Origin of the sequence: Myroides odoratus (assembly GCF_001549985.1) — a bacterium.
Lineage (GTDB): Bacteria > Bacteroidota > Bacteroidia > Flavobacteriales > Flavobacteriaceae > Flavobacterium > Flavobacterium odoratum_A.
Genome location: NZ_LROZ01000014.1, coordinates 22,695 through 47,065 on the forward strand (window position 1 = coordinate 22,695; position 24,371 = coordinate 47,065).

A 24,371-nucleotide genomic window follows, 5' to 3' on the forward strand; every position below is an offset into this window, starting at 1 on the left:
AATTCTGCTTTAATCGACAAATCTTACATCTTCACAAAAAGTAAAAAGCGACCTACGACTTCACAAAAAACAAACCTCACTTCCCTTGCTAGGAGATTGCTTGGACTATACTTGGACATTCCTTCGACAAAATCCCTTTTTTCCCTAGGAAACTCCAAGGAGTGTCCAAGATGAATATATCTCACCTGGTTTTATATTGGTTTTGGTGTTCGATGAATCTTCACTTCGTTCCGATTTTCACTGCGTTTCGATTTCATCTCCTCACCGCCTCACCATCTCGCACCTCACCATCTCGCACCTCACCACCTCACCGCCTCACCATCTCACCATCTCGCACCTCACCACCTCACCATCTCACCACCTCACCATCTCACCATCTCACCACCTCACCATCTCACCACCTCACCATCTCACCATCTCATCATCTCACCATCTCATCATCTCACCATCTCATCACCTCACCCATTTTAACCTTCTCTTAATAATAAAGAATCCCTGAAAAGGCATGCTATCCCAACTTTTTATTATACTTTTGCCCCTTTCCTATTTTTACGTAGAAATGAATACAAAACTCGTTTTAATAATTGGTGGCCCAGGATCTGGTAAAACAACTATTATCAATGAATTAATTGATAGAGGTTACATCTGCTATCCTGAAATATCAAGAGAAGTTACAAAGAAAGCACAAGAGAAAGGGATTGATCAACTTTTTTTAACGGACCCTTTGTTATTTAGTCAACTTTTACTAGAAGGTAGAATTGATCAACATAAAAATGCAGTTGAAGAAGAGGCGCCTATCGTTTTTATAGACCGTGGAATTCCCGATGTACTCGCATATATGCATTACAAAGGTGATACCTATCCTGAAAGCTTTGACCTTGCTTGCAAGAACCATTTGTATCACCAGATTTTTTTATTACCTCCTTGGGAGAATATCTACGTGAGTGATGATCAACGTTATGAATCATTTGAACAAGCAAATCTCATTCACCGTTATCTAGTAGATACTTACAAGAATTACGGGTATGATTTAATTGAAGTGCCTCGAGAAACCATTGCGAAAAGAGTAGAATTTATCTTAGATCGAGTATAATATAAAAAAGGATTGTTGTAGCAATCCTTTTTACATTTTTGACTACCTTAGTCGAAAGCAAAATCCATGTTTCAATGACTAAAAAGCCGATCGATTTACTTCAACACTATTGGAAACACAGTTCTTTTCGTGAACCACAAGAAGCCATTATCGAATCTGTTTTACAAGGAAAAGATACCTTTGCTTTATTGCCAACAGGCGGTGGAAAGAGCATTTGTTTTCAAATTCCTGCTCTACTCTTGCCGGGTACTTGTTTGGTTATTTCACCTCTAGTTGCCTTAATGCAAGACCAAGTCAACAATTTAAATGCATTAGGTATCAAAGCGGCTGCTATTATTGGTGGTACATCTTTAACGGATATTGATGCGATTTTAGATAACTGCCTTTATGGGGAATATAAGCTACTCTATCTCTCGCCAGAGCGATTGGAACAAACGTGGTTGCTAGAGCGAATTGAAAATTTAAAACTAAGTTTACTTGCTGTAGATGAAGCGCATTGTATTTCACAATGGGGACATGACTTCCGTCCTGCTTATCTCAAGATTAATCAATTGCGCAAGTTATTCCCAAGTATTCCAGTGATTGCTTTAACTGGATCTGCAAATCAACGCGTTATCCATGATATTTGCACCAATCTCGAGCTAGGAGATGTTGCCCTATTCAAAAAGAGCTTTTATCGCAGCAACTTGATTTATGGTGTCTATAAAGTTGAGAATAAAGAAGTCATCGTAGAGCGCATTCTACAAAAGAATCCTTTTCCTACGATTATCTATGTACGCAGTCGAAAGGAGACGCAAGTATTAGCCCAACAATTAAATCAAAAGAATTATAAAGCAGGATTTTTTCACGGCGGACTAAACACCTTTGAGAAAAAGAAGCGACTAGATGATTGGGTTTCAGAAAAAACACCGATTATGGTGGCTACCAATGCTTTTGGAATGGGAATTGACAAGAAAAATGTTCGCAATGTCATTCACTTGCAATTACCTGAAAATTTAGAAAACTATTACCAAGAAGCAGGACGAGCAGGACGAGATGAAACCAAAGCTTTTGCCTCTTTACTCGTTGCCCCCAATGAGCCTAAACCTATTGAGGAATGGGCCAAAGAGAACCTATTTGATAAAAGCTTTTTAAAACTTGTATATCGCAAGCTCAACAACTATTTGAGTATTGGTCTAGGAGAAGGCTATAATACGTCCTATTCCTTTAGCTTCAATCAGTTCTGTGTACATTATAAGTTTCCGTATACGTTAACTCATAATGCACTGCAATTCTTGGATCGTCAAGGTATTTGTAAATTAACCCCTAATTCAACAAATAAAACTCAGGTTCAGTTCACTGTGAGTAGTAGCGAATTGCTCGACTATGTGTATGACAATGAACGACAAGAAAACGTTTTACTACAGATTATTCGCCATTATCCAGGGATACACGAATACAATACCCCTATTAACTTGGCATTCATCAGTGAACAGGTAGGGGAACCTATTTTATTTATACAAGAGTGCTTGCAAACTTGGCATCAAGAAGAATTATGCGTATTCACACCAGAGGAACACGATTTGGAAATTACATTTCTCGAAGCGTGGGAAGAGGATAAAACGATTTATCGAACCTTTCCTTTCTTAGAACAACAAAACAGCCTCAAACTTGATCAATATCGCGCTATTTACTTTTACGCACAAAATGACGATATTTGTAAGAATAAAATCATCTTACATTATTTCAATGAAACGCTAGAGCAAAATTGTGGGAGTTGTTCCACCTGTTTGCAAGCGAATCAAAAGAAATCAACCGATCAGTTGGCTGAAAAAAGAGATTGCATCATCTTGTACTTACAACGCAAACAAGCGGCATCTACAAGTGAAATGGAAGCAGATTTAGCTCTTGATTTACAAGATATACTCCTGCTTTTACAACAGTTGTCCGAACAACAAAAAATAAAATTAAATAACAAAAATCAATATATTCTACTATAATGAAAGACTTACGTATCATTTTTATGGGAACCCCTGATTTTGCAGTTGGAATTCTCGATGCGATGTATCAACATAACTTCAATATTGTTGCTGTGATTACAGCACCGGATCGACCAGCAGGTAGAGGACAGAAATTAAAATTTTCTGCGGTTAAAGAATATGCAGTAGAGAAACAATTACCTGTTTTGCAACCGACAAATTTAAAAGACGAGGCTTTTTTAACGGAGTTAGCATCTTACCAAGCCAATCTACAAGTGGTAGTTGCCTTTAGAATGTTGCCTGCAGCAGTATGGCAAATGCCTTCTTTGGGTACTTTTAACCTGCATGCTTCTTTATTACCTGATTATAGAGGGGCTGCACCAATTAACTGGGCGATTATCAATGGAGAAACTAAAACGGGTGTAACAACCTTCTTTATTGATGAAAAAATTGACACGGGGGCTATTATTTTAAAAAAAGAAACAGCTATTGGGGCCAAAGAAACAGCTGGCGAACTACACGATCGCTTAATGGTTTTAGGTGCTGAAACTGTGGTAGAAACACTAGAATTAATTCAAAAAGGAGACGTACAAGTGATACATCAACCTGCTGAAGACACGAAAACGGCCTATAAATTGAACCGAGAGAATTGCAAAATCGACTTTTCAAAAACAGGTATGGAGATTGAGCAGCTAATCCGAGGTCTAAGCCCTTATCCAGCAGCGTGGTGCATGCTAGAAGACCGTGATACACAGCAAGAATGGAACATCAAAATATACGAAGCACACTTCGAAGAAGAAGAACACCAACTAAATATAGGTCAACTAGTTACAACTAAAAAAACCATAAAAGTTGCAATTCAAAATGGCTTTCTAAGCCTAGTAAAGTTGCAGCTACCAGGTAAGAAAATGATGCTAGCAAATGAAGTATTAAATGGGCAAAAATTTAGCGAAAACGCTATCGTTTTATAACTCATTTCCCTCCTAAGGAATACTTCACATAGAACCTTAACACAAAAAAAGATATTGCATTGCGTTTTTTTTTTACAAAAAGCTTGTTTTATAACTTTATAACCCTAAATTTGTAATAAGAACGTTAATAAAGTTAACCTTTAAAAAAAATTATTATGAACAAAACAGAATTAATTGATGCTATCGCAAAAGATGCAGAGATCAGTAAAGTTGCAGCGAAAAAAGCTTTAGAATCTTTCTTATCTAACGTTGAATCTACATTAGCTAAAGGAGACAAAATTTCATTGGTAGGTTTCGGTTCATGGTCAGTATCTGAAAGAGCGGCTAGAGAAGGAAGAAACCCTCAAACTGGAAAAACAATCAAAATTGCTGCTAAAAAAGTAGTTAAATTTAAAGCTGGATCTGAATTAGAAGGATCTGTAAACAAGTAGTTACTGACTTTGTTTATGTAATATAAACAGATCAAAATAGTAAAAAATTGAAAAAGTCTTATTATATTGTATAATAAGACTTTTTTTATGCCCTATTGTTATGACAAAACACGAGATTAATAAAGGCGATTATTTAATTGCACTTCCCTCTGGATACAATCCAACAGATATCGAATTCAACCAATCGGTCATTCTGTTAACGGACCACAACATTGATGGCTGTATGGGATTTATTTTAAATAAACCTACTCCCTATTTGTTAAGCGAATTAGTACCAGAAAGCAATGGTGCTTTTACAGTCTATCACGGAGGTCCTGTTGAACCAGATCGTTTATTTTGTATTCACAAATGCCCTGATTTAATTCCTGATAGTATCGCAATCACAGATCAGCTCTATTGGGGAGGTGATTTTAACGCGATTTTTAGCCATATTGAAATGGGACTACTCACTCATTTGGATTTGCGTTTTTTCATGGGATACTCTGGCTGGGACAATGGTCAATTGGAGATGGAATTAACCAACCAAAATTGGGTAAAAACCACAACTTTGCCTTTCAACCTCTTTGAGCAAGCAACAAAATCTTATTGGAAACAAGCGATACAAACACTGGGTAAAGATTTTCGTATTTGGTCCAATGCACCAGAAAATCCTAATTTGAATTGATTTTTTTGGAAATGAGAGAAGGGAAAGAGGAAATGAGTGATTTTTTCAATCACTAAAGAAACTTTCTTTTTTAATCTATAAATAAACCGTACACTGTAACCCCATATAACAAGAGATGGCTTGCAATTGCAAGCCATCTCTTGTTATATTCAGAAAATTCACTTCTCTCCCATCTCCACTTTCCTTTCTCCAATAAAAACTACATCAAGCGAATTTTCGCATTCAAACGATCGACTAAATCTTTCGCTACTTGCGTCGTAAAGGTTTTCTTTCTGTATTTTGTTACTGGTTGTACCCCTACGATAACATTCGTAATAAAGATCTCATCGGCCTTTTGCAATTCGAATGGCGAAATAGGACTCTCTTCTAACGTATATTCAGGGTGTTTTCCGAGAAGTTCTATAATTTGCTTGCGCATTACACCCTTTATACAGCCTTCGTCCAATGGAGGGGTTTTAATTACGTTTTTACTTACAACAAATAAATTTCCATTCACTGCTTCGATGATGTTCTTCTTGTCATTCACCAATAAACAGTTTTGATACTCATTTTCTGCGGCGAAAATACTAGCTAATACATTGACTGCACGATTCGTTGTTTTTACCGTTGACAGTAAATTTGCTGCTACATAAAAATCTTTGTACAGTTCAACTTCATACTGCTTCTCTTGAAAGGTATATACTGCATCTTCTAAAACTTCTGCAGTTAGTACAAATCCAATCGTTTTATTTTCTTTAGGGAAGTACTTTCCTTCCGCCTCACGGAAAACGGTTAAGCGCACGCGAAATGCTTTCGCTTCACTTGTACTAGCCTCAACTGTTTTTATAATTTCTTCTTGAAAATTTTCTAAGGTAAAGTGCATGGGGATTTCCATACGCATGATTCGCATCGAAGACATCAATCTAAAGTAATGATCTTCAGCGAATAAAACTTTTTTATCTAAGACTCTCACTGTTTCAAAAACAGCATCTCCATATAAAAAACCGCGGTTGTTTTCTATCGCAAGGTCTGTAGTAGAAACAAGTTTGCCGTTAACATTAATCATAGTTCTAATTTGTGATTACTATTAACGGCAAATATAAGTTATATTTTATGGAAATTAGGCAGAACCCAACACTTGTTTTAAATCCATGATTTGATTTTCCCACAATTGCTTTGATTCATTTATTTCATCTGCTTCTGCAAAATCAGTTACAATAATGGTGACATCTTTTGTCAATTCATCGCGTATTATTTTAATTTCAAAGTAATATTCGGTATCATCGCCCTCTTCATCTAGCCATCTATATCGTACTCTTTCGTCCGTTTTTCGTGTAACTACTCTTGCTTTTTCCTCCGAATCTCCCCATATAAAAGAATATACTTCTCCTCTTGAGTTTACGTTGTCAGCAAACCATTCGCTTAATCCTGAGGGATCTGACACGTATTGATATAACAATTGAGGGGACGAATTTATTGAAAATTCTAATTCATATTTTTCTTTCATAGCTGTACTTAAAAAAGTTATAATTCCTCGAATATAAACATATTTTGGTAATAAAAAAATATTTTTTAAGAAGCTTACCGTTTGCTTTATATCAAAATAATAGTAACTTTGCACTCGCATTCTAGAAATAGAATAAAAAACCAACATTTGGCGAGGTAGCTCAGTTGGTTAGAGCGCAGGATTCATAACCCTGAGGTCACGGGTTCAACTCCCGTCTTCGCTACAAAAGAAAAGACACAATCGATGATTGTGTCTTTTTTTATTTAGAATATAGTTGAAAAGAGCACCACAAAAAGGGTTATTTCAATTGTTTGGGCATTTGCTTTTTTTCCATACTTTCTGCCACTTCATCGATGCGTTTTTGTCGAGTTTCAACTCGTTTGGCCAGGACAATCCAGCTCAATACTATTTTTATTTTCGACTTACTCAAGCTCAAGAAATACTCTTTTGAACCGCTGTGTCTAATAAAAGCTAATTCTAAATCATCCGGTATGACTAATTCTTCTACTTCGTCTAAAATAATCCAAGAACCATTCTGCTTTGCGATTTCAATACTTTCAAAACCTGCTTTGGTCATGCTGTTATTTTCAATAAGTGCTTGCACAATTTCTTTATTGATTTTAGACCAAATACTTTTAGGTTTGCGTTTACTAAAATACTGGATAGACGAAGAATCGTCAACTTTTTTTCTTGTACTATCAATCCAACCAAAACAAAGTGCCTCATCTACTGCTTCCCGCCAACTGATGGAAGGAATGTTTGATTTTTTTGTATAGTAAATAAGCCAAACTGCTTGTTTGGACTGATGATTTTCTTCCAACCATTGCCTCCACGCTGTTCGATTTTGGGGATAATAGGTTTCTACTTCTTTAGACATGCTGTTATTTTAACTGTTGTAAAAAGGCTGTTATTTAATGGTGTCATGACAAAGTGCAATTGATTTTCCAGTATGCTCTTTACCTGCTTCAAATATTTCTAATGCTACTCGGTTAATAGAAAGAAGAGTAGATTGAGGAAAACTATTTGAGTTCATTTCGTTGATTATATTATTCTTTTAAAAGAATACTTAACGATACAAACATACACCTCCTGTGTGACAATCCTATGGCAAGAATAAAAAATGAATGCCCTATTTTCGATGTCCTACAAGAAAGGCTCAATTACATGTGTAATTAAGCCTTTTTCTTATACTCAAAGTGCAACTCTTCTCCTTTTGCACTATCAATAGAACACTTTTATTCGTATTACTTCTTCACAAAACGCTTAACCACTCGTTTGTTATCCTGGTTCAGCTCAATCAAATAGACTCCTTTGTTTAACTGACTTACATTTATCCCTTGATCTGTGGCCGTATTTTGTTGAATTACCTGTCCAATTGCATCAAAAATGCGATACGAGATAGCGTTTTCTGACCCCGAAGTAACGTGTAAAATATCTGCTGTTGGATTTGGATAAAGTACAAAATCTAAATAGTCCGCTTGGCGTTGTCCTTGGTTTGGTTTAAAGATTGCTTTTACTTTAAAATTTTCATTTGGATTAATTACAAGTTTTGAATTAGTGGAATTGATATCTCCTTCCCAGCGCACAAAGCGATAACCTGGTAGAGCAATAGCTTCTATTGTAACTGGAATCGTTTTAAAATAATACCCCTGCCAATTTTCATACTCATCGCCTACCCCTACAGTACTGCTGTTAATCTCAATGGTGTTGACTTTGATAAATCCTTTATCTTTATTATTAATATGCGCTTTCAAGCGATACTTTCCACTTAAATTGAAATGCGTTTGGATGTGTTGATCTTGGTAAGTAGGTCTTACACGAGCAAATTCCCTCATTTGTTCCACTCGATTTTCCCAATCTTGCATGGAAGTCAATAAATTCCATCGTTCAATGTATCTGGGCATTTCGGTGCGAATACGTTCTTGCATGTCATTAATTAATGTAATGACGTGTTGCTCCTTATAACACGTATTCATTAAATCGGCAAATCGATTTAAGAAGTAATTTTTATACGTTTCATTGGCGAGGAGTCCCTTTAGAATATGATCTTCACTTGCTATTGCCGACGCTAAAGTATTATGGCTATAAGAATTGTTAATCCATTCATCAATTCCATTAAAACCTGCATCTAAATCTTTGAATACCCAGCGGAATCGGCCATCCTGTCCATAAGGAGCATCGGGCGTGTACTCCACTCTTTTTCTAAAGTAGGTATTGTTGTTGTGTGGCCAATCAAAATTAGCCGCATAGATTTCGGCAATTTGAAAATCTGTAAAATTCACCTCATCAATATAGGTCAATGCTTTTTTATAGTTTTTCTTCTTTTTTAAATTTTGATTCGTAAAGAAATCAACCACCTTCAAATACTGTACATTATCCCCAACATCTGCCAAACCCGCATTTTCTAGAAAGTCAAGATCTCTTTCTTTGATGTCGTATACTCGTTCAAAATACTTTTCGTCATATCGCTCGCGTAAATTCATCAAACCATAATATTCGCCATTGACAAACGTTACGACAGGTTGGTATTTTTGCGTTTCAAAATGAAGATGTTCATTCAATTTTTGCACAAAGGCATCTCGAAACATAGTTCTATACGTATCATTTCCAGAATTTCTTACAATCAATCGTTTAAAACTATCATAGGGATATTCATCAAAGAAATTATAACCCAAGTCCTTCTTTCCATACTCTGATTTCGCATACATACGATAAGATCTATTTTTAAAATGTCGTGATCCATTACCGTGGTTTCGTATACCTACCGTTTGATTGATTTTCTCCCCTCCATTGGCTAAATAAATGAAGTTAACAGGCACTTCCGAAGTTGAGCCACTTGCCCAATAATTGGCTGGGACTGTGGTTTCATACTGATCAACCTGTGGATTTGCCAATCGCCAATCATCAAATGTTTTTCCTGCCACCCACAATCCATTTTCATAACCAAAGAGTTGATCATCATTCACATTAATATTCACCACAGGAAATGCATATTGTTTATTGATCAAATATACTCTTGTGGTTGTTTCGGAAAAATGTTGGTTGTCGAGATAAGCTTTGGCTCTCACTACAAAACTTTTATCTACAGAAGTAGCAGGGAAGTATGGATTGGATTCAAAAGTCGTCGATATATTTGCTAATCGATTAGGCTCCATCGTTCTATCATAGATTGCAATTGGCGTTGTATACACCAAGGAGCGTATTGTATCTTGATGTAGTTCAAAAGGCAATTGACCACCGCGTTCTGGATATTTGGTTTTATAAGTAAATGTGCTCCCTCCTAAATTCTCAAGGGTCGGTTCTGATCCATCGAGCGTATAGACAATCTGTACATTAGAATTTTCATGACTAAGATGTAACGTAAATGCCTGTTCATAAAATCCACTGGCAGCAGAAAAAACAGGTGGTATTACTTGTTGACCAAACACAGATAAGGTCAAACTAAAAACGAGTACTAAATAACATTTTTTCATCATACTTTAATTTTAAAGATTAAAATTTTATCTTAAAATTAAAATATTAACATAAATAAAACTATTATTTAATTAAAAATCACAAATAAAAACATCGACAAACACAAAGACACAACGGAGTTAGCTACGTGATGCAGAACAAAACATTAGAAATCGTGCGCTTGAAGCTACTAAACAGTCTCCGATAGTTTGATTTGATTTTAGTTACTTGAAAAAGCAGTACTTCCTACTTTCATCGAAAAAGTTCTTTTTAATTTCGCTTAATCCAGGTACTCGCCTTTTTCTTCTTTGACTTTCTAGGAACTGGATGTGCTGCCCAGCTAGTAGGTCCTGTTTTCTTCCAAACCATATCACTCGTGCGAATCATTTTAATATATCCCCAAATGCCTAGCGTGAGCATCAAAATAAAGAATACTAAGATTCCTGTGACAAAAAGAGGAACCTCATTACCATAAAACAAAGCGTAAATTAATAACCCATCAAAAAGTATCATGACAATTGGTATAAAAAAGGTAAGTCCGATGTATTTAATTACTTTTAAGTAGTAATCCATCTTGTAATTCATCGCATAGAGTAAGATACCCCAAAAGGAAAATACCAAGATAACCATCAGGAGCAAAGCACCAAAAAACAAGGCAAATGTACCAAAGCCAAAACTCACACCATCCTTGGAAACTTCGTCATAATACACCGTTACAGCTTCTCCAATTGTTGGTTTATTACTTGAGGAATACGATAAGGTATGATCAACCAACACGCCAGATAACGTTGTAAATTCAACAGTAGGTGTAAACATCGTTGTAGTTGTTCCTGCATCTGCATCATGACTTTCATAAGAGGAATAAGAAACAACTTTTGCTTCATATCGCTGTCCATTGACTAGCAATTGGGTTGTTTTATAGAGCGACGACCCCATGCCTATGGTTATGCTTATTGCAAAAACCATCACAATCGTTACCACCAAAAAAACATACCCAAAGCCAAGACAGCCTAGCCCACCTTTTCCAGCGTGCAAACGACGTTGTCCTATTTTATAAGTCAACCAAAGTCCAAATAGTAGCGCTAAAACCCCACTCCAGCCATATAAAGTCAAACTGAGAAAAATCATAGAGAACAGAATCATAGTAGAAATACAACTCAAACCGCTTAGTTATAACGAGAAGTTTGATGTTTAAATGTTGTTTTTTGACGTTTGATTAAATCATTATCCTGAACGACTTGCTTCTCCATTCTTGTTTGAATCCCTTCTCTTTCTAAAGTGCTAACAGTTGCAGCTTGAGGCATTAGATGATCCTTTTTTGTATGCATCGCCCAATAGTTGCGTACCTCCATCAGTCTTCTGATAACTACATAGAGAAAATACAAGGCGAAAATAAGGATAAAAATAGAAAAGACCTCCGCTTCTTCTTCAGAACCAAATATTCGATATTGATAAAAAACAACGAGAATATATCCTACCAGTAGCATACGCAAAGGTTTAATCAACAGGTGAATTCCCTTTCTAATAGCCGCTGCAGTCTGATTTCCAATAATAGCAAACGCATGCAAAACAAATAAACCTAAAAACAGCCCCATTCTACAAACTAAAAAGGCCACAACAAGAATAATATAAGCCAGAATCAGATCTTCATAAGTCAACCAAAACGTACCGCCTTCTGCATCTAAGAATACCGCTTGATCAACCTCCCAAAAGAAATCATGTGTTATATCTTCTAAGCGTTCAGCAGGAATAAATACTTGATTTCCGTCTAACCTAGTTCCAACAATTCCGATAGCCACGCTCCCTCGCTCATCTACAACGCGTTCTAATCGCCCCGTATACAATTCGCCCGTAACAAGTGCTTGTCCCATTTGAACAGGTACACTAGCCATTGAAAGTACCCAAGAACTACCTGCGGATAGCAGAATTAACACGATAATAATCGGAAGGAAATTAATTTTCTTATCGCTTTTTGGATTCATCTTGCTTGATTTTTCTTTTTCTATGCAGTATAGAAAAGTTAATTTTAGTATTATCAGCAAGATACCACAATATAAATTAAGAAACCCTATCCCCTTTCCTCATCAACCAAAAAAAGGATGAATTACAACATTCATCCTTTCGTTCATTTATATCGCGATATCGTATTTATTCTCCTTTGATAAAAGTGAGGAATTCATCATAATACTGAGCTAAAAGTATTTGATAACCTTCACTTTGATTTACTTTTATTTTATCCGTATCAGATTGAGAAACAAAATAAATAACAAATGCATTTACTTTTATTCTTCTTTTATCATTAATTTATTAACTACATATTCGATAAACCAGTTTGGAACTTTATTTTTAGAAACTAAAATTTCAATTGCACCATGTTCTAACTCTGCGATTAATTCCATTTTATTAGTTGAATTATCAAAAATGTAAGCTCTATCAACTAATAAAAGCGCTGGGAGTAAATTATTTAATGTTTGAAAATATCGTCTTTTGACCCGTTCTTCATCTACATTGTGCCCTCCCTTTTCTACGCGGTTTAAAACTCTGGAAACATTAATATCAGCATCTTGTAAACAAACAAAATACAAATAGGTTTTATATCCTAATTCTTTTGCTTGACGAATTTCATCTAATTTAGATGGATGGCTCATTACAGACTCAAAAGAATAACTTGTTCCTTTTTCTAAAAGGTGTTTACGCAAAAAAGACGTAACTAGAGAGGCTTCATAACTATGAGTTTGTTTCGATTTATCTACAATTACATTTTCTCGAATCTCAACATCAATCTCATGCCCTTCAAGCTCAGCTTTATGAATCAGTGTTTTTGTATTGGGCTCTTTTTTAAAAGCATCTAAATCTTCTTGTTTAAGTGTTAACCCAAATTTTTCTATATTAATAAAACCGGTGGAAGCTATTTGATTTTCAATCTCATCTGCATTAATAAAATGTCCTACATTAAATTGTTCTGCTATTGAGGCGAAAAGTGTAGATTTACCAGAACCATTGGGACCACCAAATACTCTTAGTCTTTTGGTTGCAGACATATTTTAACTCCTTTAGCTAAATGGACCTTACTTTTTACTTGTCGTACTTCCTTTAGTTCTCGTGTAGTACCATCAGCCTCTTGTAATACCACCTTATTTCCTTTCACCATCTGTATAGGTAATTCTAATGCAGTAGAGATTCGTACAGCACTAGAAGAAGCTTTTTTAGCAGCTCCTACAATTAGTTTACGCTCCTCACGTAACTTCGTTGCTGATGTATTTTTTCTTACTTGTTTTGGCATTTTAATTCCTTTTATAATGATTGATAAAGTTACAAAACTTAAAGTTGCTTTCCTAAACGTTTTTAAGTAGAAGCTTACTCTATTTGATGATAATTCAAAATTTATATTGTCTTTAAAAATAAAAAAAGGATGAATTACAACATTCATCCTTTCTTTCATTTATATCGCGATAAAGTACTTATTCTCCTTTAATAAAAGTGAGGAATTCATCGTAATACTGAGCTAAGAGTATTTGATAACCTTCACTTTGATCTACTTTAATTTTATCCGTATCAGGTTGAGAAACAAAATAAATAACAAATGCATCCACATGATACTCTGGAATTCCTAAATCTTTCATTAGTTCTTCTCTTGGGTATTGTTTATAAAAAGAAGCCATATTATTTTCAATCTTTTCATATTCAATCATTTGTAAATCACGCTTTCGCGTTCCATTCAATCGATTGATGATTCCATCAATGGTGATTCCCATTTTTAAATCACTAGTAGACATGAATATGCGATTATTTTTATTGTATCGCTTTTCAGCTGGCGTTAATTTTTTACCGCCAAAATTCATTTCACCTTCACCAAACTCCTTTTTAACGATTACGATTTCCTCTAATTTCTGTCCTGGTTTTACCAACACTGGTGTAATGCGTTTGGTTTGCAAATCTCCTTCATCAATTACATAGAGCATCGTTGCACTGTAATCACTCGAAAAACGCAACGTATCACCTAAATGGGTCTGTATTAAAAAATAACCTGTTTGATCGGATTGAGTTTTTTCCTTTGTATTTTTATTTTCAATAGAAACTGGAATAATTTGTCCGTTGTACAATCGAACGCGTCCATCTATTAAAGTTGGTCTTTGAGCATATGCACCCAAGCCAATACATACCATACTCAATAACGCCAATAGGTTTTTCATAATTTACTAGTTTGTTTGGATAAAGATATAATTACTTCAAAGAATAAAAAAAAATTATTCCTCAAGCATTGTATTTATTTTTTCTAACACATACGGAGGAGGAACAGTTGGACGACCAGTTTGCATATCAACAAACACCAACATAGAATATCCCGTTGTTAATAACTCGTTATTTTGATTGTATAATTCATAATCGAATTCAATTTTCACTCCACTGCATTTTTTAAATATGGTGCGAATACACAGATCTTCATCATACTTTGCAGGCTTTTTATAGTTCATGGTTAAGGATACGACAGGAAGCATGATTCCCAATTCTTCCATTTGTTTATAAGAGATTCCTAAGTTGCGCAACCACTCAACTCTCCCTATTTCAAAGTATTGTGCATAATTCCCATGGTACACGACTCCCATTTGATCTGTTTCTGCATAACGCACACGTACCGTGTAATCGAATTTTTTCATATTCCTTTTAAATTTTATTTGACTAATTGAATTATAAATGTACTTACCATTTTTTTTTGAAAATTACAATGACCAATTCGTTTTTTTATCCCAAAAATTGTTCACATATTTGCCATCTGATTCGACACCGACATCAATCCAAAAAACATTCAAAAATAGTAACTGTTTTTTTAAAAATCTAACCAAAAATGCACGAATACAAAGACATGACAGCGCAATCTGCTTGGAATGCTTGTCTTGAATTCATAAAGGATAATATAGGCGAACAAGCGTTTAAGACTTGGTTCATGCCTATTAAAGCCATTGAATTAACTGAAGATAAGCTCTATATACAAGTGCCTAGTAAATTCTTTTATGAATGGCTAGAAGAGCACTACGTAAGTATATTGAAAGTTGCGTTGACAAAAGTGTTAGGTGGCAATGCAAAGTTACTATATAAAATACAAATGGAAAATGTATCTGGCAACAAGCAGCCATTTACAGAACAGTTACCTAGTTCACAACGAGGACCTGTAAAACCACAAGAATTGGATGTTCCTGTACAGAATAAAAACCCTGAACTAAAAAATCCTTTTATTATACCGGGAATTCGAAATGTAAAGATTGAGTCCCAATTAAACTCAAACTATTCTTTTGATAATTTCTTAGAAGGAGATGCAAACCGTTTAGCGCGTTCTGCAGGCATGGCTGTGTCTAAAAAACCAGGAGGAACTTCATTCAACCCTTTATTGATTTTTGGTGGCGTTGGATTAGGAAAAACTCACTTAGCACATGCAATTGGTGTAGAAATAAAAGAATACTTCCCTGACAAAACTGTACTTTACATTTCTGCAGAAGTATTCACACAACAATATGTGGACTCTGTTCGCAAACAAACAAGAAATGATTTCATCTATTTTTATCAATTAATTGATGTATTAATCGTCGATGATATTCAATTCTTATCTGGTAAGTCAGGAACACAAGATGTATTTTTCCACATCTTCAACCACTTACACCAAAATGGAAAACAAGTAATCTTAACCTCAGATAAAGCTCCTGTTGACATGCAAGATATTGAGCAACGCTTATTATCTCGTTTCAAATGGGGATTATCTGCAGAAATTCAAACACCTGATTTTGAAACTAGAGTTAAGATTGTTAAACATATTTTATACCGTGATGGGGTGACAATGCCAGAAAGCATCATCGAGTATATGGCTAAAAATGTATCGACAAACGTTCGTGAATTAGAAGGTGCTATTATTTCATTAATTGCTCAATCTTCTTTCAACAAACAAGAAGTTACTATTGATTTAGCTCGTCAAGTAATTGAGAAATTCATCAAGCATACGCAAAAAGAAATTTCAATTGACTACATCCAAAAAGTGGTTTCTGATTACTTTGAAATGGATATTGAAACGTTGAAATCAAAAACGCGTAAACGCAATATTGTACAAGCAAGACAACTAGCTATGTTCTTTGCTAAGAAGTACACCAAAGCTTCTTTAGCGAATATTGGTTCTCAAATAGGAAAACGCGATCACGCTACCGTATTACACGCTTGTAAAACAGTAGATAACTTATTAGAGACGGATAAGGAATTCAAGAAATTCCACGATGAAATTAACCAAAAGTTCAATATGTAATGCAAACAAAAGTACTCATGGTCTGTTTAGGTAATATCTGTAGGTCACCCTTGGCCGAAGGTATTCTACAAGCTAAACTTCCCCAAGAAGACTTTTTAGTAGATTCAGCGGGTACTGGAAATTGGCATGTGGGTGAATTACCTGATCAACGTTCCATTGCAGTAGCTAGAAAATACGGTATTGACTTAACTACGCAAAGAGCCAGACAATTTAAAAAAAGTGATTTTTCTACTTTTGATTATATTTTTGTCATGGATCAATCGAATTACAACAATGTAGTTCAATTGGCAGAAAAGCCAGAAGATGCACAGAAGGTTCGTTTGTTATTGGATGTTATTCATCCAGGTAAAAAAGCAGAAGTTCCCGATCCTTATTACGGAGGTCCTGATGGATTTGAGCATGTTTTTCAACTGGTTGATGAAGCGTGTACGCTTATCGCTAAAGATTTAAAATCTTAGTAATTTATATAATAGATTCAAGGAGGAAATTGTATTTCTTCCTTTTATTTTTTCTAAACTGCTTTACTTACCTTTGTCGTTTAAACACAGTTCCAAAATATTATGGATAAAGCCACTCAAACGGGAAACTTGTACATGATTCCGACCACATTGGGAGACAATGATCCCATGCAAGTACTTCCACAAGCTGTTAAAGATACCATCGATCGATTGACTATTTTCATTGTCGAAAATGAAAAAACAGTTCGAAAATTCATCAAGCGAATTGCACCAGACAAAAAACAATCGGAATTACTTTTATTCCCATTAAACAAACACACGGATCCTGCTACATACAAACAGTATATACAGCCATTACTTGAAGGCAAAGATGTAGGAGTTATTAGCGAAGCTGGGTGCCCCGGTATTGCTGATCCTGGTGCAACTATTGTGGAACTAGCCCACAAACAAAATATTCGCGTATTACCCTTAGTAGGGCCATCTTCTATCCTCCTTGCCCTGATGGCTTCTGGAATGAATGGACAAAGTTTTGCATTCAATGGTTATCTTCCCATAGATAAAAATGAAAAAAAAGGAGCTTTAAAAACCTTTGAACGTTTGTCTTTTGAAAAGAGTCAATCGCAAATTTTTATCGAAACTCCATATAGAAACAACCAATTGTTGCAAGATTTAATTCAAACCTTACATCCCAATACGCTCTTGTGTATCGCTTGTGATATTACACTAGAAAGTGAATTCATTCAAACGAAACCAATAGCTGCTTGGAAGAGAACTACAATTGATTTGCATAAAAGACCTTGTATTTTTATTCTACATAAAAATTAAAATTCCAAATGAATGTAGCGTCTTATTTTGAAATTCCCGTTACCAATATGCCACGTGCCATTGAATTTTATAGTACGGTATTTGGAGTAACTTTAGAAGAAGATTTTTTTGACAATCTTGAAATGGCTTATTTTCCTTTAGACAAACAAGCAAAAGGCATCAGTGGTGCTTTGGTAAAAGGAGAAATTTATAAACCTACTCATAAAGGCGTTTTACTGTATTTCAATACCTTTGATATTGAACAAACAATACAACGCGTGCTACACCAAGGCGCAAAAATCCTCTTCCCTATTCATCGACATGAAAACGCAGGTTTTGCCGTTGCTGAATTTGAAGATTCTGAAGGGAATCGCATTGGATTACATCAAATCTTATAGAAAATAGGAGAAGAGAAAGGAAGGATGAAATAATTTTGACCTACCGAAAGTATATAAAACAAAAGCGAAAGATAAAATCTTTCGCTTTTGTTTTATTACTTATTTTCTTCATTGTAAAAAATCACTCCATTCCCATTTCACTTTCCTTGCTCCAATATATTATTTTTTCACCTTAATTGTACAACCAATAGCTACAGTTGTCGTTTGTTCAATTGCTTTTCCTGCTAGTAAAGCATCGACTGCTTTTTCTACATATTTTTGAGAAACTTGACTTGCATCTTCATAATTATCGTCGATAGCTCCAATATATTTCACAACATTTTTATCTCCTTCTTTTTGTAAGATAAAGACATGCGGTGTTTTTGTTGCTCCATATTGTGGATAAATCTTTTGTCCTTCATCTAACAAATAAGGAAATGTAAATCCTTTTTCTTTTGCTCTCACTTTCATTAATTCTAGCCCATCCTCTGGTTGAACAACTGGATCATTAGGATTGATTGCCACAACAGGGTAGCCTAATGCTTTATATTTTTTATCTAAAGCGACAATGCGTTCTTCATACGCTTGTGCATAAGGACAATGATTACAAGTAAAAATAACAATATACCCCTTTGCTTCAGCAAAATCAGCCAAACGATGTTGTTGACCATCTGTTCCAATTAAACTAAAATCAGTCGCCACATCTCCAACTTTATACCCTGAGACTTCTTTAAAGTCGTTTACAGGCTCGATTACCTCTTCTATAGGGTCAATAGCCTCAATTTTGTTTGGATCTTTCTTACAAGCCATAAAAGCAAGGCTGCATAGTACTGCTAAACCAACATTTTTCAACATAATTCTATTTTTTTATTGCGTTAATTTTTTAAGTTCTTCATAAGTCAGTATTCCTTCATGGAAATATACCTGTTTGCCATTCTTATATATAGCTGTAGCAGGAATAGCTCCACTCCAAGATTGGTTTATAGCAGGAATCCATTCATTCATTCGCTTCACATCTGCCAATACTACCACAGGAGGTGTCAACTGATGTTCTACAACAAAAGGTTTTACTTTGGTTTCAAAATCGCGAGCTCGATCCAGACTAACCAAAACCATTTCAAAATCAGTTCGTGCTGCATTTTCATTGTACAATTGAACAAAATCAGGTAATTCTTTAACACAAGGCACACACCAAGTAGCCCAAAAATTCACCACGTAGATTTTGTCATCTTGGCGATTAACAGCTTCTAAAAGTACATGATAATCCGCTACAATTCCTTCTAATCCAAAAGGCTCTTTTTGTACCTCTCCTTTCTTACAACTTATTGTTGCAAAGAAGAGTAAACTTACTATTACATATCTCGTCATCTAATCTATACTTATGAGTCTCTAACAAATATAATTTTTTTTGTAATGCAGTGTTTTCATTTTTTTACTTTTATCGGATTGGAATAAGTAAAAATGGAAACAAAAATAGCGAAGCCTCAGCTTCGCTATTTTTGTTTATTCCTTTATCTGATAAGCTGATTCAGCCTTACTTTGTCTTGTCTTTAGGATAAATAAACCCTAATCCCATTCGAGTCAACATTTTTTTTACGAAATTCCAAAAGAACTCCCGTTGACCAAATAAAGTTCCGATGCAAATCAGGATTACTTTATACATGGGAAAAATAATTAAAACATAGAGTACCCAATACAACAAAGGATGGGTCAATCCTCTTTCTATTCCTAAATACGTTAAGATAGGTTTCGAAATAAACGCTGCTGTTGAACCTGTAATTGCAAATACAACTAGGATAATGACCACTTGAAAATTAGAAGTAAGTCCCCAACGTTGCTTTAACTTTTCCATTTATTTATTTTAAATCTAAACAAAAGTAGTGCTTTTTTGAGTAGTAAAAAACTAATTTTTACTTAAATATAAAAGCCATTCGAATGAATGGCTTTATCTGTTTTTATAGTTCAATTTGATTCAGTGTTTCCAATACATATTCATGCATGACTTCGCGATAATCTAAATGAGTTACAATGCGCAACCATCCTTTGCCGATTTCGCTAATTAGGATATTTTTCTGTTTGAGTTTATCCAAAAAAGGTTTGATATTCGCATCATCATCCAAGCGAAAAACCAAAATATTTGTCTGTACAGGTAAAATCTCTTTCACCCATGTTTTTTTATTGAGTAGCATTTCAATTTGCTTCGCGCGATAATGGTCACGTTGTAGGCGACTTACATTATTTTTTAGTGCAAATAAAGCTGCAGACGTTAAGTATCCTGTTTGTCTCATCCCTCCTCCCATTACTTTTCTCAAGCGAATGGCACGTTGAATCGCCTCTTTAGATCCTAATAATACCGATCCTACAGGCGCTCCTAAGCTCTTGGAAAAACAAACAGAAATCGTATCGAATAGCGCCCCAAACTGCGTTGGATGCTGAGATTTAGCTACTAAAGCATTCCACAAACGCGCACCGTCTAAATGCAATTTGATATTACGTGCTTCACATACTTCTTTGATGCGTTCAATTTCACTCAACTCATAACAAGCTCCCCCACCCATATTCGTCGTATTTTCTAAACATACTAATTTGGTAATAGGTAAATGTACATTGTTAGGATCTGTATAGTGATATACTACATCTTCTGCTGTAATTCGTCCGCGATCTCCATCAACTAAGGCACTACTTACCCCGTGATTCACCGCAGCTCCTCCTCCTTCAAACTGATAAATATGCGAACTTCTATCGCAAATCAATTGATCTCCAGGTTGTGTATGTAATTTGATAGCAACTTGATTAGCCATAGTTCCCGAAGGGAAAAACAAAGCAGCTTCCATTCCAAACAATTCAGCTACAGCTGTTTCTAATTCATTAGTACTACCATCTTGTTTATAAACATCATCTCCTACTCTCGCTTTCAACATATAATTTAACATTTCAGGAGTAGGCTTTGTAATTGTATCGCTAATTAAATTAATTTCCATAAATTTGCAGGAATAAGTATTTTTGCTTGTAAAAGTATTAAAAATTATGGTAACCACAGAACAACAGAAGGACATTATTGATCGCCTTGGTGCGTTAAGGAGGTATCTTTGACGTCGATAAGAAGTTAATTGAAATCGCAAACGAAGAAGAAAAAACGTTTGCTCCAGACTTTTGGAATAATTCAAAAGAAGCTGAAATTATTGTCAAAAATCTAAAATCCAAGAAAAAATGGATTGAGGATTATGAGCAAGCCAAAAATTATTTGGAAGAACTTCAGATTCTAATTGAATTCTACAACGCCAAAGAAGTAACGGAAGAAGAGGTTGTAGAGCAATATAAGAATACACTGGAACTCATTGAGAATTTGGAATTCAAAAACATGTTATCCGATGAAGGAGATAACATGAGTGCTGTTTTGCAAATCACGGCTGGTGCTGGTGGAACAGAGAGTTGTGATTGGGCTGCCATGTTGATGCGTATGTACATCATGTGGTCTGATAACAGCGGGTATAAAGTAAAGGAACTCAACTATCAAGAAGGTGAGGTTGCAGGTGTAAAAACGGTTACCTTAGAAATTGAAGGAGAATTTGCTTTTGGCTACTTAAAAGGTGAAAATGGCGTACATCGCTTAGTTCGTATTTCTCCTTTTGACAGTAATGCCAAACGCCATACTTCTTTTGCTTCTGTTTATGTGTATCCATTAGCTGATGACACGATTGAAATTGAAATTAGCCCTTCAGATATTTCTTGGGAAACCATGCGTTCTAGTGGTGCAGGTGGACAAAACGTAAACAAAGTAGAGACTGCGGTTCGTTTGCGTCACCATCCAACGGGTATTATCATTGAAAATTCTGAAACACGTTCTCAATTAGATAATAAAATCAAAGCCATGCAGCTCTTAAAATCTCAACTTTACGAAATTGAGTTGAAGAAAAAACAAGCCATGCGCGATGAAATTGAAGCAAATAAGAAAAAAATTGAATGGGGATCGCAAATTCGAAATTACGTTATGCATCCGTATAAATTAGTCAAAGATGTACGAACAGGCTATGAAACAACAGATGTTGATTCAGTGATGGACGGTGAAATTGATGCTTTCTTAAAAGCGTATTTAATGATGATGGGACAACAAGAGGAGTAATATGGTTGACAGTTAACAATTAACGGTTTACAGTTGATAAAGTGAATAAAAAAACAAGCTTGGGTAAAAACTCAAGCTTGTTTTTTTTGGGGGTATTTGGTGTTTGGTTTTCGTTGTTTGGCTTTTGATGTTTGGTGTTTGGCTTTCGTTATTTGGTGTTTGCTGAAGTCGTCATTTACAAAGAATAACTTTCTTATAACACAATCAAAGAACAAAGTGCAAAGAGCAAAAAACAAACCGCACAAACAACAAAAAAACTAATTCACCTTTTTCATTACATCTTTCAACATATGCCGAATTTCCTGAAACATCGCTTTGGTATCTGCCTCTCCTAAATCCTCTGGTTTAAATTCTTCCGTAGCAATACTAGAAGCATACTCCCAAATTTCCAAGATATCATAGACCTTAATACGATAGGGTTCATAAAAGGTATTATCTGAATGCAATTCATACGTTTCCTTATCAATGCGATACACGCGTTTGTACACCACCCCTTCATTTGCAGTCATAATGATATACGTTCGTCCATTGCGGATATCTTCTAATTGCTCGATATAACTACCAATAATAAACGAACCTTCCTGATGGGGAGGCATCGAATCTCCTTCAATTGGAAATGCTCGGTATTTGCCCTCTCGTAAAAAAGGCAGCGAAATCTGATCGAGATTCTGAATGAATTCTGGATCAGCATACCCAGATAAATATCCTGCTCTTGCCTTATGTGGAATTATTTCGATAAAATTATTGCCATTGGGATCTACCATAATAGGCAATAATATACGATTGTCCTCTAATTTTAATAAATCCTGCATCGGCACCTTTCTCAAATCAACTGAAATGAGTAGATCTACACTCACATGAAAATAGCGAGAGATTTTCAACAAAACTTCCAAAGGAGGCTCAGAGGCTCCTTCTTCATATTTTGAATAACGGGCACGCGTAATAAGTAGCGAATCGGCTACCTTTTGCTGAGACAATTCTTTCTGTGCTCGTAAATACCTGATGTTATCTGATAAGTATGACATTTGCTATTATTTATAGCATCAAATATACTAATAATTGCTAACATACGTAGTAAGTTTGTTTAAAATAATTTACTATCAGGAAGATGCAACGCGCTATTGTACATTTAGATTTGGACAGTTTTTTTGTTTCTTGTGAGCGATTAACCAATCGACAACTCACTGGTATTCCCCTTATTATAGGTGGAGGAGACCGTGGCGTGGTATCGAGTTGTTCCTATGAAGCTCGTGCTTTTGGCGTACGTTCAGCCATGCCAATTCGCATGGCCATGCGTTTGTGTCCTCAAGCCAAAATCATCAAAGGTGACATGGAACTCTACAGTAAAATGTCCACAGAAGTAACGGAAATCATAGCTGAAAAAGCTCCTGTAATGGAAAAAGCAAGTATTGATGAATTCTATCTTGATTTAACGGGAATGGATCGCTTTCACAGTACCCAGCAATGGACATCCGAATTAATAGCTACCATCCAAAAAGAAACACATCTACCGTTGAGCTATGCCTTATCGATCAATAAGACAGTATCTAAAATGGGAACCAATGAAGCCAAGCCTTCGGGTGCATTGATTATTCCCGAGAAAGAAGTACAACCGTTTCTCAACCCATTATCCATTCGAAAAATCCCCATGCTGGGACAAGCCACCTATGATTCCTTAGCACGCTTGGGGATTCGAACCATTGAGACACTATCTACCATGCCTGCTGAAATTTTGTTTCAATTGCTCGGTAAAAATGGTGTAGATCTTTGGAGAAAAGCCAATGGTATTGATTTTACACCTGTTGAACCCTATCGAGAACGCAAATCAATATCAACCGAACATACATTTTCACAAGATACGATTGACTTGACCTTATTAAAAACAACCTTATTGGGTATGGTAGAGCAATTGGCTTTTCAATTGCGCTCGGAAGGTTGGCTTACTTCTGTGGTTTCGGTCAAAATTCGCTATACCAATTTCGATACCGAAACCAAGCAATGTAAAATTACCTATACCTCCGCAGATCACATACTCAATGCCTATGTACTGGATTTGTTTGAAAAACACTACCAACGTCGGATGCGTCTACGATTAATTGGCATCAATTTCAGCGGTTTAGTTCGCGGAAGTTATCAGATTAATTTATTTGAAGATTCCCAGGAAATCATGGCATTGTATGAAGCCATGGATCACATCAAAAAACAATATGGCATGCAGGCAGTTCATCGTTGCTCTAGTGCCTTACTCAAATCTAAAAAGAAATAGC

The 24,371-nt window shown here is 35.5% G+C and carries 26 protein-coding genes and 1 tRNA gene; 12 read left to right on the forward strand and 15 right to left on the reverse strand.

Annotated features, from left to right (window positions below; genetic code table 11):
- The first annotated feature begins 559 nt into the window (after positions 1 to 559).
- The 5 genes from AWV75_RS13465 (at position 560) to AWV75_RS13485 (ending at position 5,117) form a co-directional block, all read left to right on the forward strand.
- Positions 560 to 1,093 carry an AAA family ATPase gene (locus AWV75_RS13465; RefSeq protein ID WP_060874874.1) on the forward strand — a complete coding sequence of 178 codons (534 nt, stop codon included), beginning with the start codon at positions 560 to 562 and terminating at the stop codon, positions 1,091 to 1,093.
- Positions 1,094 to 1,167: 74 nt separating this feature from the next.
- Positions 1,168 to 3,072 (forward strand): RecQ family ATP-dependent DNA helicase, encoded by a 1,905-nt coding sequence (locus AWV75_RS13470; RefSeq protein ID WP_060874875.1) that lies wholly within the window; start codon positions 1,168 to 1,170, stop codon positions 3,070 to 3,072.
- Positions 3,072 to 4,022, forward strand: coding sequence for a methionyl-tRNA formyltransferase (fmt, locus tag AWV75_RS13475; protein ID WP_060874876.1), 951 nt, complete (start codon positions 3,072 to 3,074; stop codon positions 4,020 to 4,022). Before AWV75_RS13470 ends, fmt begins: the two co-directional genes overlap by 1 nt.
- Positions 4,023 to 4,177: 155 nt before the next feature.
- On the forward strand, positions 4,178 to 4,453 hold the full coding sequence (locus AWV75_RS13480) for an HU family DNA-binding protein (protein WP_002986040.1): 276 nt from the start codon (positions 4,178 to 4,180) through the stop codon (positions 4,451 to 4,453).
- A gap of 100 nt (positions 4,454 to 4,553) precedes the next feature.
- Positions 4,554 to 5,117, forward strand: coding sequence for a YqgE/AlgH family protein (locus tag AWV75_RS13485; RefSeq protein ID WP_060874877.1), 564 nt, complete (start codon positions 4,554 to 4,556; stop codon positions 5,115 to 5,117).
- A gap of 199 nt (positions 5,118 to 5,316) precedes the next feature.
- On the opposite strand, the gene AWV75_RS13490 is transcribed toward AWV75_RS13485, so the two are convergent.
- Both AWV75_RS13490 and AWV75_RS13495 read right to left on the reverse strand, forming a co-directional pair.
- Complete coding sequence (locus AWV75_RS13490) at positions 5,317 to 6,162, reverse strand: aminotransferase class IV (protein WP_060874878.1); 846 nt, start codon at positions 6,160 to 6,162, stop codon at positions 5,317 to 5,319.
- Positions 6,163 to 6,216: 54 nt separating this feature from the next.
- On the reverse strand, positions 6,217 to 6,603 hold the full coding sequence (locus tag AWV75_RS13495; protein ID WP_036462682.1) for an START-like domain-containing protein: 387 nt from the start codon (positions 6,601 to 6,603) through the stop codon (positions 6,217 to 6,219).
- A gap of 149 nt (positions 6,604 to 6,752) precedes the next feature.
- Here AWV75_RS13495 and AWV75_RS13500 point away from each other — a divergent pair.
- Positions 6,753 to 6,826, forward strand: a tRNA-Met gene (locus AWV75_RS13500).
- Between the two features lie 75 nt (positions 6,827 to 6,901).
- Here AWV75_RS13500 and AWV75_RS13505 read toward each other — a convergent pair.
- The 8 genes from AWV75_RS13505 to AWV75_RS13540 all read right to left on the reverse strand — a co-directional run bounded on the left by AWV75_RS13505 (position 6,902) and on the right by AWV75_RS13540 (position 14,714).
- On the reverse strand, positions 6,902 to 7,480 hold the full coding sequence (locus tag AWV75_RS13505) for a YdeI/OmpD-associated family protein (RefSeq protein ID WP_060874879.1): 579 nt from the start codon (positions 7,478 to 7,480) through the stop codon (positions 6,902 to 6,904).
- Positions 7,481 to 7,847: 367 nt separating this feature from the next.
- The gene (locus AWV75_RS13510; protein WP_060874880.1) at positions 7,848 to 10,079 is read right to left on the reverse strand and encodes a CotH kinase family protein; all 2,232 of its coding nucleotides are present in this window, start codon (positions 10,077 to 10,079) and stop codon (positions 7,848 to 7,850) included.
- A gap of 247 nt (positions 10,080 to 10,326) precedes the next feature.
- A complete protein-coding gene (locus AWV75_RS13515; protein WP_231738149.1) occupies positions 10,327 to 11,184 on the reverse strand; it encodes a DUF3592 domain-containing protein in 858 nt (285 codons plus the stop codon).
- A gap of 38 nt (positions 11,185 to 11,222) precedes the next feature.
- Positions 11,223 to 12,038 carry a hypothetical protein gene (locus tag AWV75_RS13520; RefSeq protein WP_060874882.1) on the reverse strand — a complete coding sequence of 272 codons (816 nt, stop codon included), beginning with the start codon at positions 12,036 to 12,038 and terminating at the stop codon, positions 11,223 to 11,225.
- 300 nt (positions 12,039 to 12,338) lie between these two features.
- Positions 12,339 to 13,097: a zeta toxin family protein gene (locus tag AWV75_RS13525; RefSeq protein ID WP_060874883.1), complete on the reverse strand. Its 759-nt coding sequence runs from the start codon at positions 13,095 to 13,097 to the stop codon at positions 12,339 to 12,341.
- Positions 13,076 to 13,339, reverse strand: coding sequence for a hypothetical protein (locus AWV75_RS19150; protein ID WP_231738151.1), 264 nt, complete (start codon positions 13,337 to 13,339; stop codon positions 13,076 to 13,078). The genes AWV75_RS13525 and AWV75_RS19150 overlap by 22 nt, the downstream gene beginning before the upstream one ends.
- A gap of 178 nt (positions 13,340 to 13,517) precedes the next feature.
- Positions 13,518 to 14,249 (reverse strand): hypothetical protein, encoded by a 732-nt coding sequence (locus AWV75_RS13535; protein ID WP_060874884.1) that lies wholly within the window; start codon positions 14,247 to 14,249, stop codon positions 13,518 to 13,520.
- Between the two features lie 54 nt (positions 14,250 to 14,303).
- Entirely contained in the window at positions 14,304 to 14,714 is a 411-nt protein-coding gene (locus tag AWV75_RS13540; RefSeq protein WP_002986080.1) for an acyl-CoA thioesterase, read from the reverse strand.
- A 188-nt stretch (positions 14,715 to 14,902) separates the two neighbouring features.
- Here AWV75_RS13540 and dnaA point away from each other — a divergent pair, with 188 nt between their 5' ends.
- The 4 genes from dnaA to AWV75_RS13560 all read left to right on the forward strand — a co-directional run bounded on the left by dnaA (position 14,903) and on the right by AWV75_RS13560 (position 18,002).
- The gene (gene dnaA / locus AWV75_RS13545) at positions 14,903 to 16,342 is read left to right on the forward strand and encodes a chromosomal replication initiator protein DnaA (protein WP_060874885.1); all 1,440 of its coding nucleotides are present in this window, start codon (positions 14,903 to 14,905) and stop codon (positions 16,340 to 16,342) included.
- On the forward strand, positions 16,342 to 16,800 hold the full coding sequence (locus tag AWV75_RS13550; RefSeq protein WP_060874886.1) for a low molecular weight protein-tyrosine-phosphatase: 459 nt from the start codon (positions 16,342 to 16,344) through the stop codon (positions 16,798 to 16,800). Before dnaA ends, AWV75_RS13550 begins: the two co-directional genes overlap by 1 nt.
- 102 nt (positions 16,801 to 16,902) lie before the next feature.
- Positions 16,903 to 17,625, forward strand: a complete 723-nt coding sequence (locus tag AWV75_RS13555; protein ID WP_060874887.1) for an SAM-dependent methyltransferase — start codon at positions 16,903 to 16,905, stop codon at positions 17,623 to 17,625.
- An 8-nt stretch (positions 17,626 to 17,633) separates the two neighbouring features.
- Positions 17,634 to 18,002, forward strand: coding sequence for a VOC family protein (locus AWV75_RS13560; protein WP_060874888.1), 369 nt, complete (start codon positions 17,634 to 17,636; stop codon positions 18,000 to 18,002).
- Positions 18,003 to 18,161: 159 nt separating this feature from the next.
- On the opposite strand, the gene AWV75_RS13565 is transcribed toward AWV75_RS13560, so the two are convergent.
- The 4 genes from AWV75_RS13565 to AWV75_RS13580 form a co-directional block, all read right to left on the reverse strand.
- Positions 18,162 to 18,836, reverse strand: coding sequence for a thioredoxin family protein (locus AWV75_RS13565; protein ID WP_060874889.1), 675 nt, complete (start codon positions 18,834 to 18,836; stop codon positions 18,162 to 18,164).
- A gap of 12 nt (positions 18,837 to 18,848) precedes the next feature.
- Positions 18,849 to 19,349 (reverse strand): TlpA family protein disulfide reductase, encoded by a 501-nt coding sequence (locus AWV75_RS13570; protein ID WP_060874890.1) that lies wholly within the window; start codon positions 19,347 to 19,349, stop codon positions 18,849 to 18,851.
- Between the two features lie 166 nt (positions 19,350 to 19,515).
- Complete coding sequence (locus AWV75_RS13575; RefSeq protein WP_060874891.1) at positions 19,516 to 19,833, reverse strand: DUF6787 family protein; 318 nt, start codon at positions 19,831 to 19,833, stop codon at positions 19,516 to 19,518.
- Between the two features lie 103 nt (positions 19,834 to 19,936).
- Positions 19,937 to 20,962: a threonine aldolase family protein gene (locus AWV75_RS13580; protein ID WP_060874892.1), complete on the reverse strand. Its 1,026-nt coding sequence runs from the start codon at positions 20,960 to 20,962 to the stop codon at positions 19,937 to 19,939.
- 46 nt (positions 20,963 to 21,008) lie between these two features.
- On the opposite strand from AWV75_RS13580, the gene prfB reads away from it, so the two are divergent.
- A protein-coding gene (prfB, locus tag AWV75_RS13585; RefSeq protein WP_156424202.1) for a peptide chain release factor 2 occupies positions 21,009 to 22,104 on the forward strand; the annotation gives its coding sequence in 2 pieces (ribosomal slippage) (positions 21,009 to 21,071 and positions 21,073 to 22,104; 1,095 coding nt in all).
- A gap of 257 nt (positions 22,105 to 22,361) precedes the next feature.
- Here prfB and AWV75_RS13590 read toward each other — a convergent pair.
- The gene (locus AWV75_RS13590) at positions 22,362 to 23,129 is read right to left on the reverse strand and encodes an XRE family transcriptional regulator (protein ID WP_060874894.1); all 768 of its coding nucleotides are present in this window, start codon (positions 23,127 to 23,129) and stop codon (positions 22,362 to 22,364) included.
- Positions 23,130 to 23,212: 83 nt separating this feature from the next.
- Here AWV75_RS13590 and dinB point away from each other — a divergent pair, with 83 nt between their 5' ends.
- Complete coding sequence (dinB, locus tag AWV75_RS13595; protein WP_060874895.1) at positions 23,213 to 24,370, forward strand: DNA polymerase IV; 1,158 nt, start codon at positions 23,213 to 23,215, stop codon at positions 24,368 to 24,370.
- The last annotated feature ends 1 nt before the right edge of the window (position 24,371 follow it).

Excerpts from the sequence above, each read along its gene's own strand:
- AWV75_RS13465 (WP_060874874.1), top strand. The coding sequence starts at position 560 with ATGAATACAAAACTCGTTTTAATAATTGGTGGCCCAGGATCTGGTAAA.
- AWV75_RS13470 (WP_060874875.1), top strand. The coding sequence starts at position 1,168 with ATGACTAAAAAGCCGATCGATTTACTTCAACACTATTGGAAACACAGT.
- fmt (WP_060874876.1), top strand. The coding sequence starts at position 3,072 with ATGAAAGACTTACGTATCATTTTTATGGGAACCCCTGATTTTGCAGTT.
- AWV75_RS13480 (WP_002986040.1), top strand. The coding sequence starts at position 4,178 with ATGAACAAAACAGAATTAATTGATGCTATCGCAAAAGATGCAGAGATC.
- AWV75_RS13485 (WP_060874877.1), top strand. The coding sequence starts at position 4,554 with ATGACAAAACACGAGATTAATAAAGGCGATTATTTAATTGCACTTCCC.
- AWV75_RS13490 (WP_060874878.1), bottom strand. The coding sequence starts at position 6,162 with ATGATTAATGTTAACGGCAAACTTGTTTCTACTACAGACCTTGCGATA.
- AWV75_RS13495 (WP_036462682.1), bottom strand. The coding sequence starts at position 6,603 with ATGAAAGAAAAATATGAATTAGAATTTTCAATAAATTCGTCCCCTCAA.
- AWV75_RS13505 (WP_060874879.1), bottom strand. The coding sequence starts at position 7,480 with ATGTCTAAAGAAGTAGAAACCTATTATCCCCAAAATCGAACAGCGTGG.
- AWV75_RS13510 (WP_060874880.1), bottom strand. The coding sequence starts at position 10,079 with ATGATGAAAAAATGTTATTTAGTACTCGTTTTTAGTTTGACCTTATCT.
- AWV75_RS13515 (WP_231738149.1), bottom strand. The coding sequence starts at position 11,184 with ATGATTTTTCTCAGTTTGACTTTATATGGCTGGAGTGGGGTTTTAGCG.
- AWV75_RS13520 (WP_060874882.1), bottom strand. The coding sequence starts at position 12,038 with ATGAATCCAAAAAGCGATAAGAAAATTAATTTCCTTCCGATTATTATC.
- AWV75_RS13525 (WP_060874883.1), bottom strand. The coding sequence starts at position 13,097 with ATGTCTGCAACCAAAAGACTAAGAGTATTTGGTGGTCCCAATGGTTCT.
- AWV75_RS19150 (WP_231738151.1), bottom strand. The coding sequence starts at position 13,339 with ATGCCAAAACAAGTAAGAAAAAATACATCAGCAACGAAGTTACGTGAG.
- AWV75_RS13535 (WP_060874884.1), bottom strand. The coding sequence starts at position 14,249 with ATGAAAAACCTATTGGCGTTATTGAGTATGGTATGTATTGGCTTGGGT.
- AWV75_RS13540 (WP_002986080.1), bottom strand. The coding sequence starts at position 14,714 with ATGAAAAAATTCGATTACACGGTACGTGTGCGTTATGCAGAAACAGAT.
- dnaA (WP_060874885.1), top strand. The coding sequence starts at position 14,903 with ATGCACGAATACAAAGACATGACAGCGCAATCTGCTTGGAATGCTTGT.
- AWV75_RS13550 (WP_060874886.1), top strand. The coding sequence starts at position 16,342 with ATGCAAACAAAAGTACTCATGGTCTGTTTAGGTAATATCTGTAGGTCA.
- AWV75_RS13555 (WP_060874887.1), top strand. The coding sequence starts at position 16,903 with ATGGATAAAGCCACTCAAACGGGAAACTTGTACATGATTCCGACCACA.
- AWV75_RS13560 (WP_060874888.1), top strand. The coding sequence starts at position 17,634 with ATGAATGTAGCGTCTTATTTTGAAATTCCCGTTACCAATATGCCACGT.
- AWV75_RS13565 (WP_060874889.1), bottom strand. The coding sequence starts at position 18,836 with ATGTTGAAAAATGTTGGTTTAGCAGTACTATGCAGCCTTGCTTTTATG.
- AWV75_RS13570 (WP_060874890.1), bottom strand. The coding sequence starts at position 19,349 with ATGACGAGATATGTAATAGTAAGTTTACTCTTCTTTGCAACAATAAGT.
- AWV75_RS13575 (WP_060874891.1), bottom strand. The coding sequence starts at position 19,833 with ATGGAAAAGTTAAAGCAACGTTGGGGACTTACTTCTAATTTTCAAGTG.
- AWV75_RS13580 (WP_060874892.1), bottom strand. The coding sequence starts at position 20,962 with ATGGAAATTAATTTAATTAGCGATACAATTACAAAGCCTACTCCTGAA.
- AWV75_RS13590 (WP_060874894.1), bottom strand. The coding sequence starts at position 23,129 with ATGTCATACTTATCAGATAACATCAGGTATTTACGAGCACAGAAAGAA.
- dinB (WP_060874895.1), top strand. The coding sequence starts at position 23,213 with ATGCAACGCGCTATTGTACATTTAGATTTGGACAGTTTTTTTGTTTCT.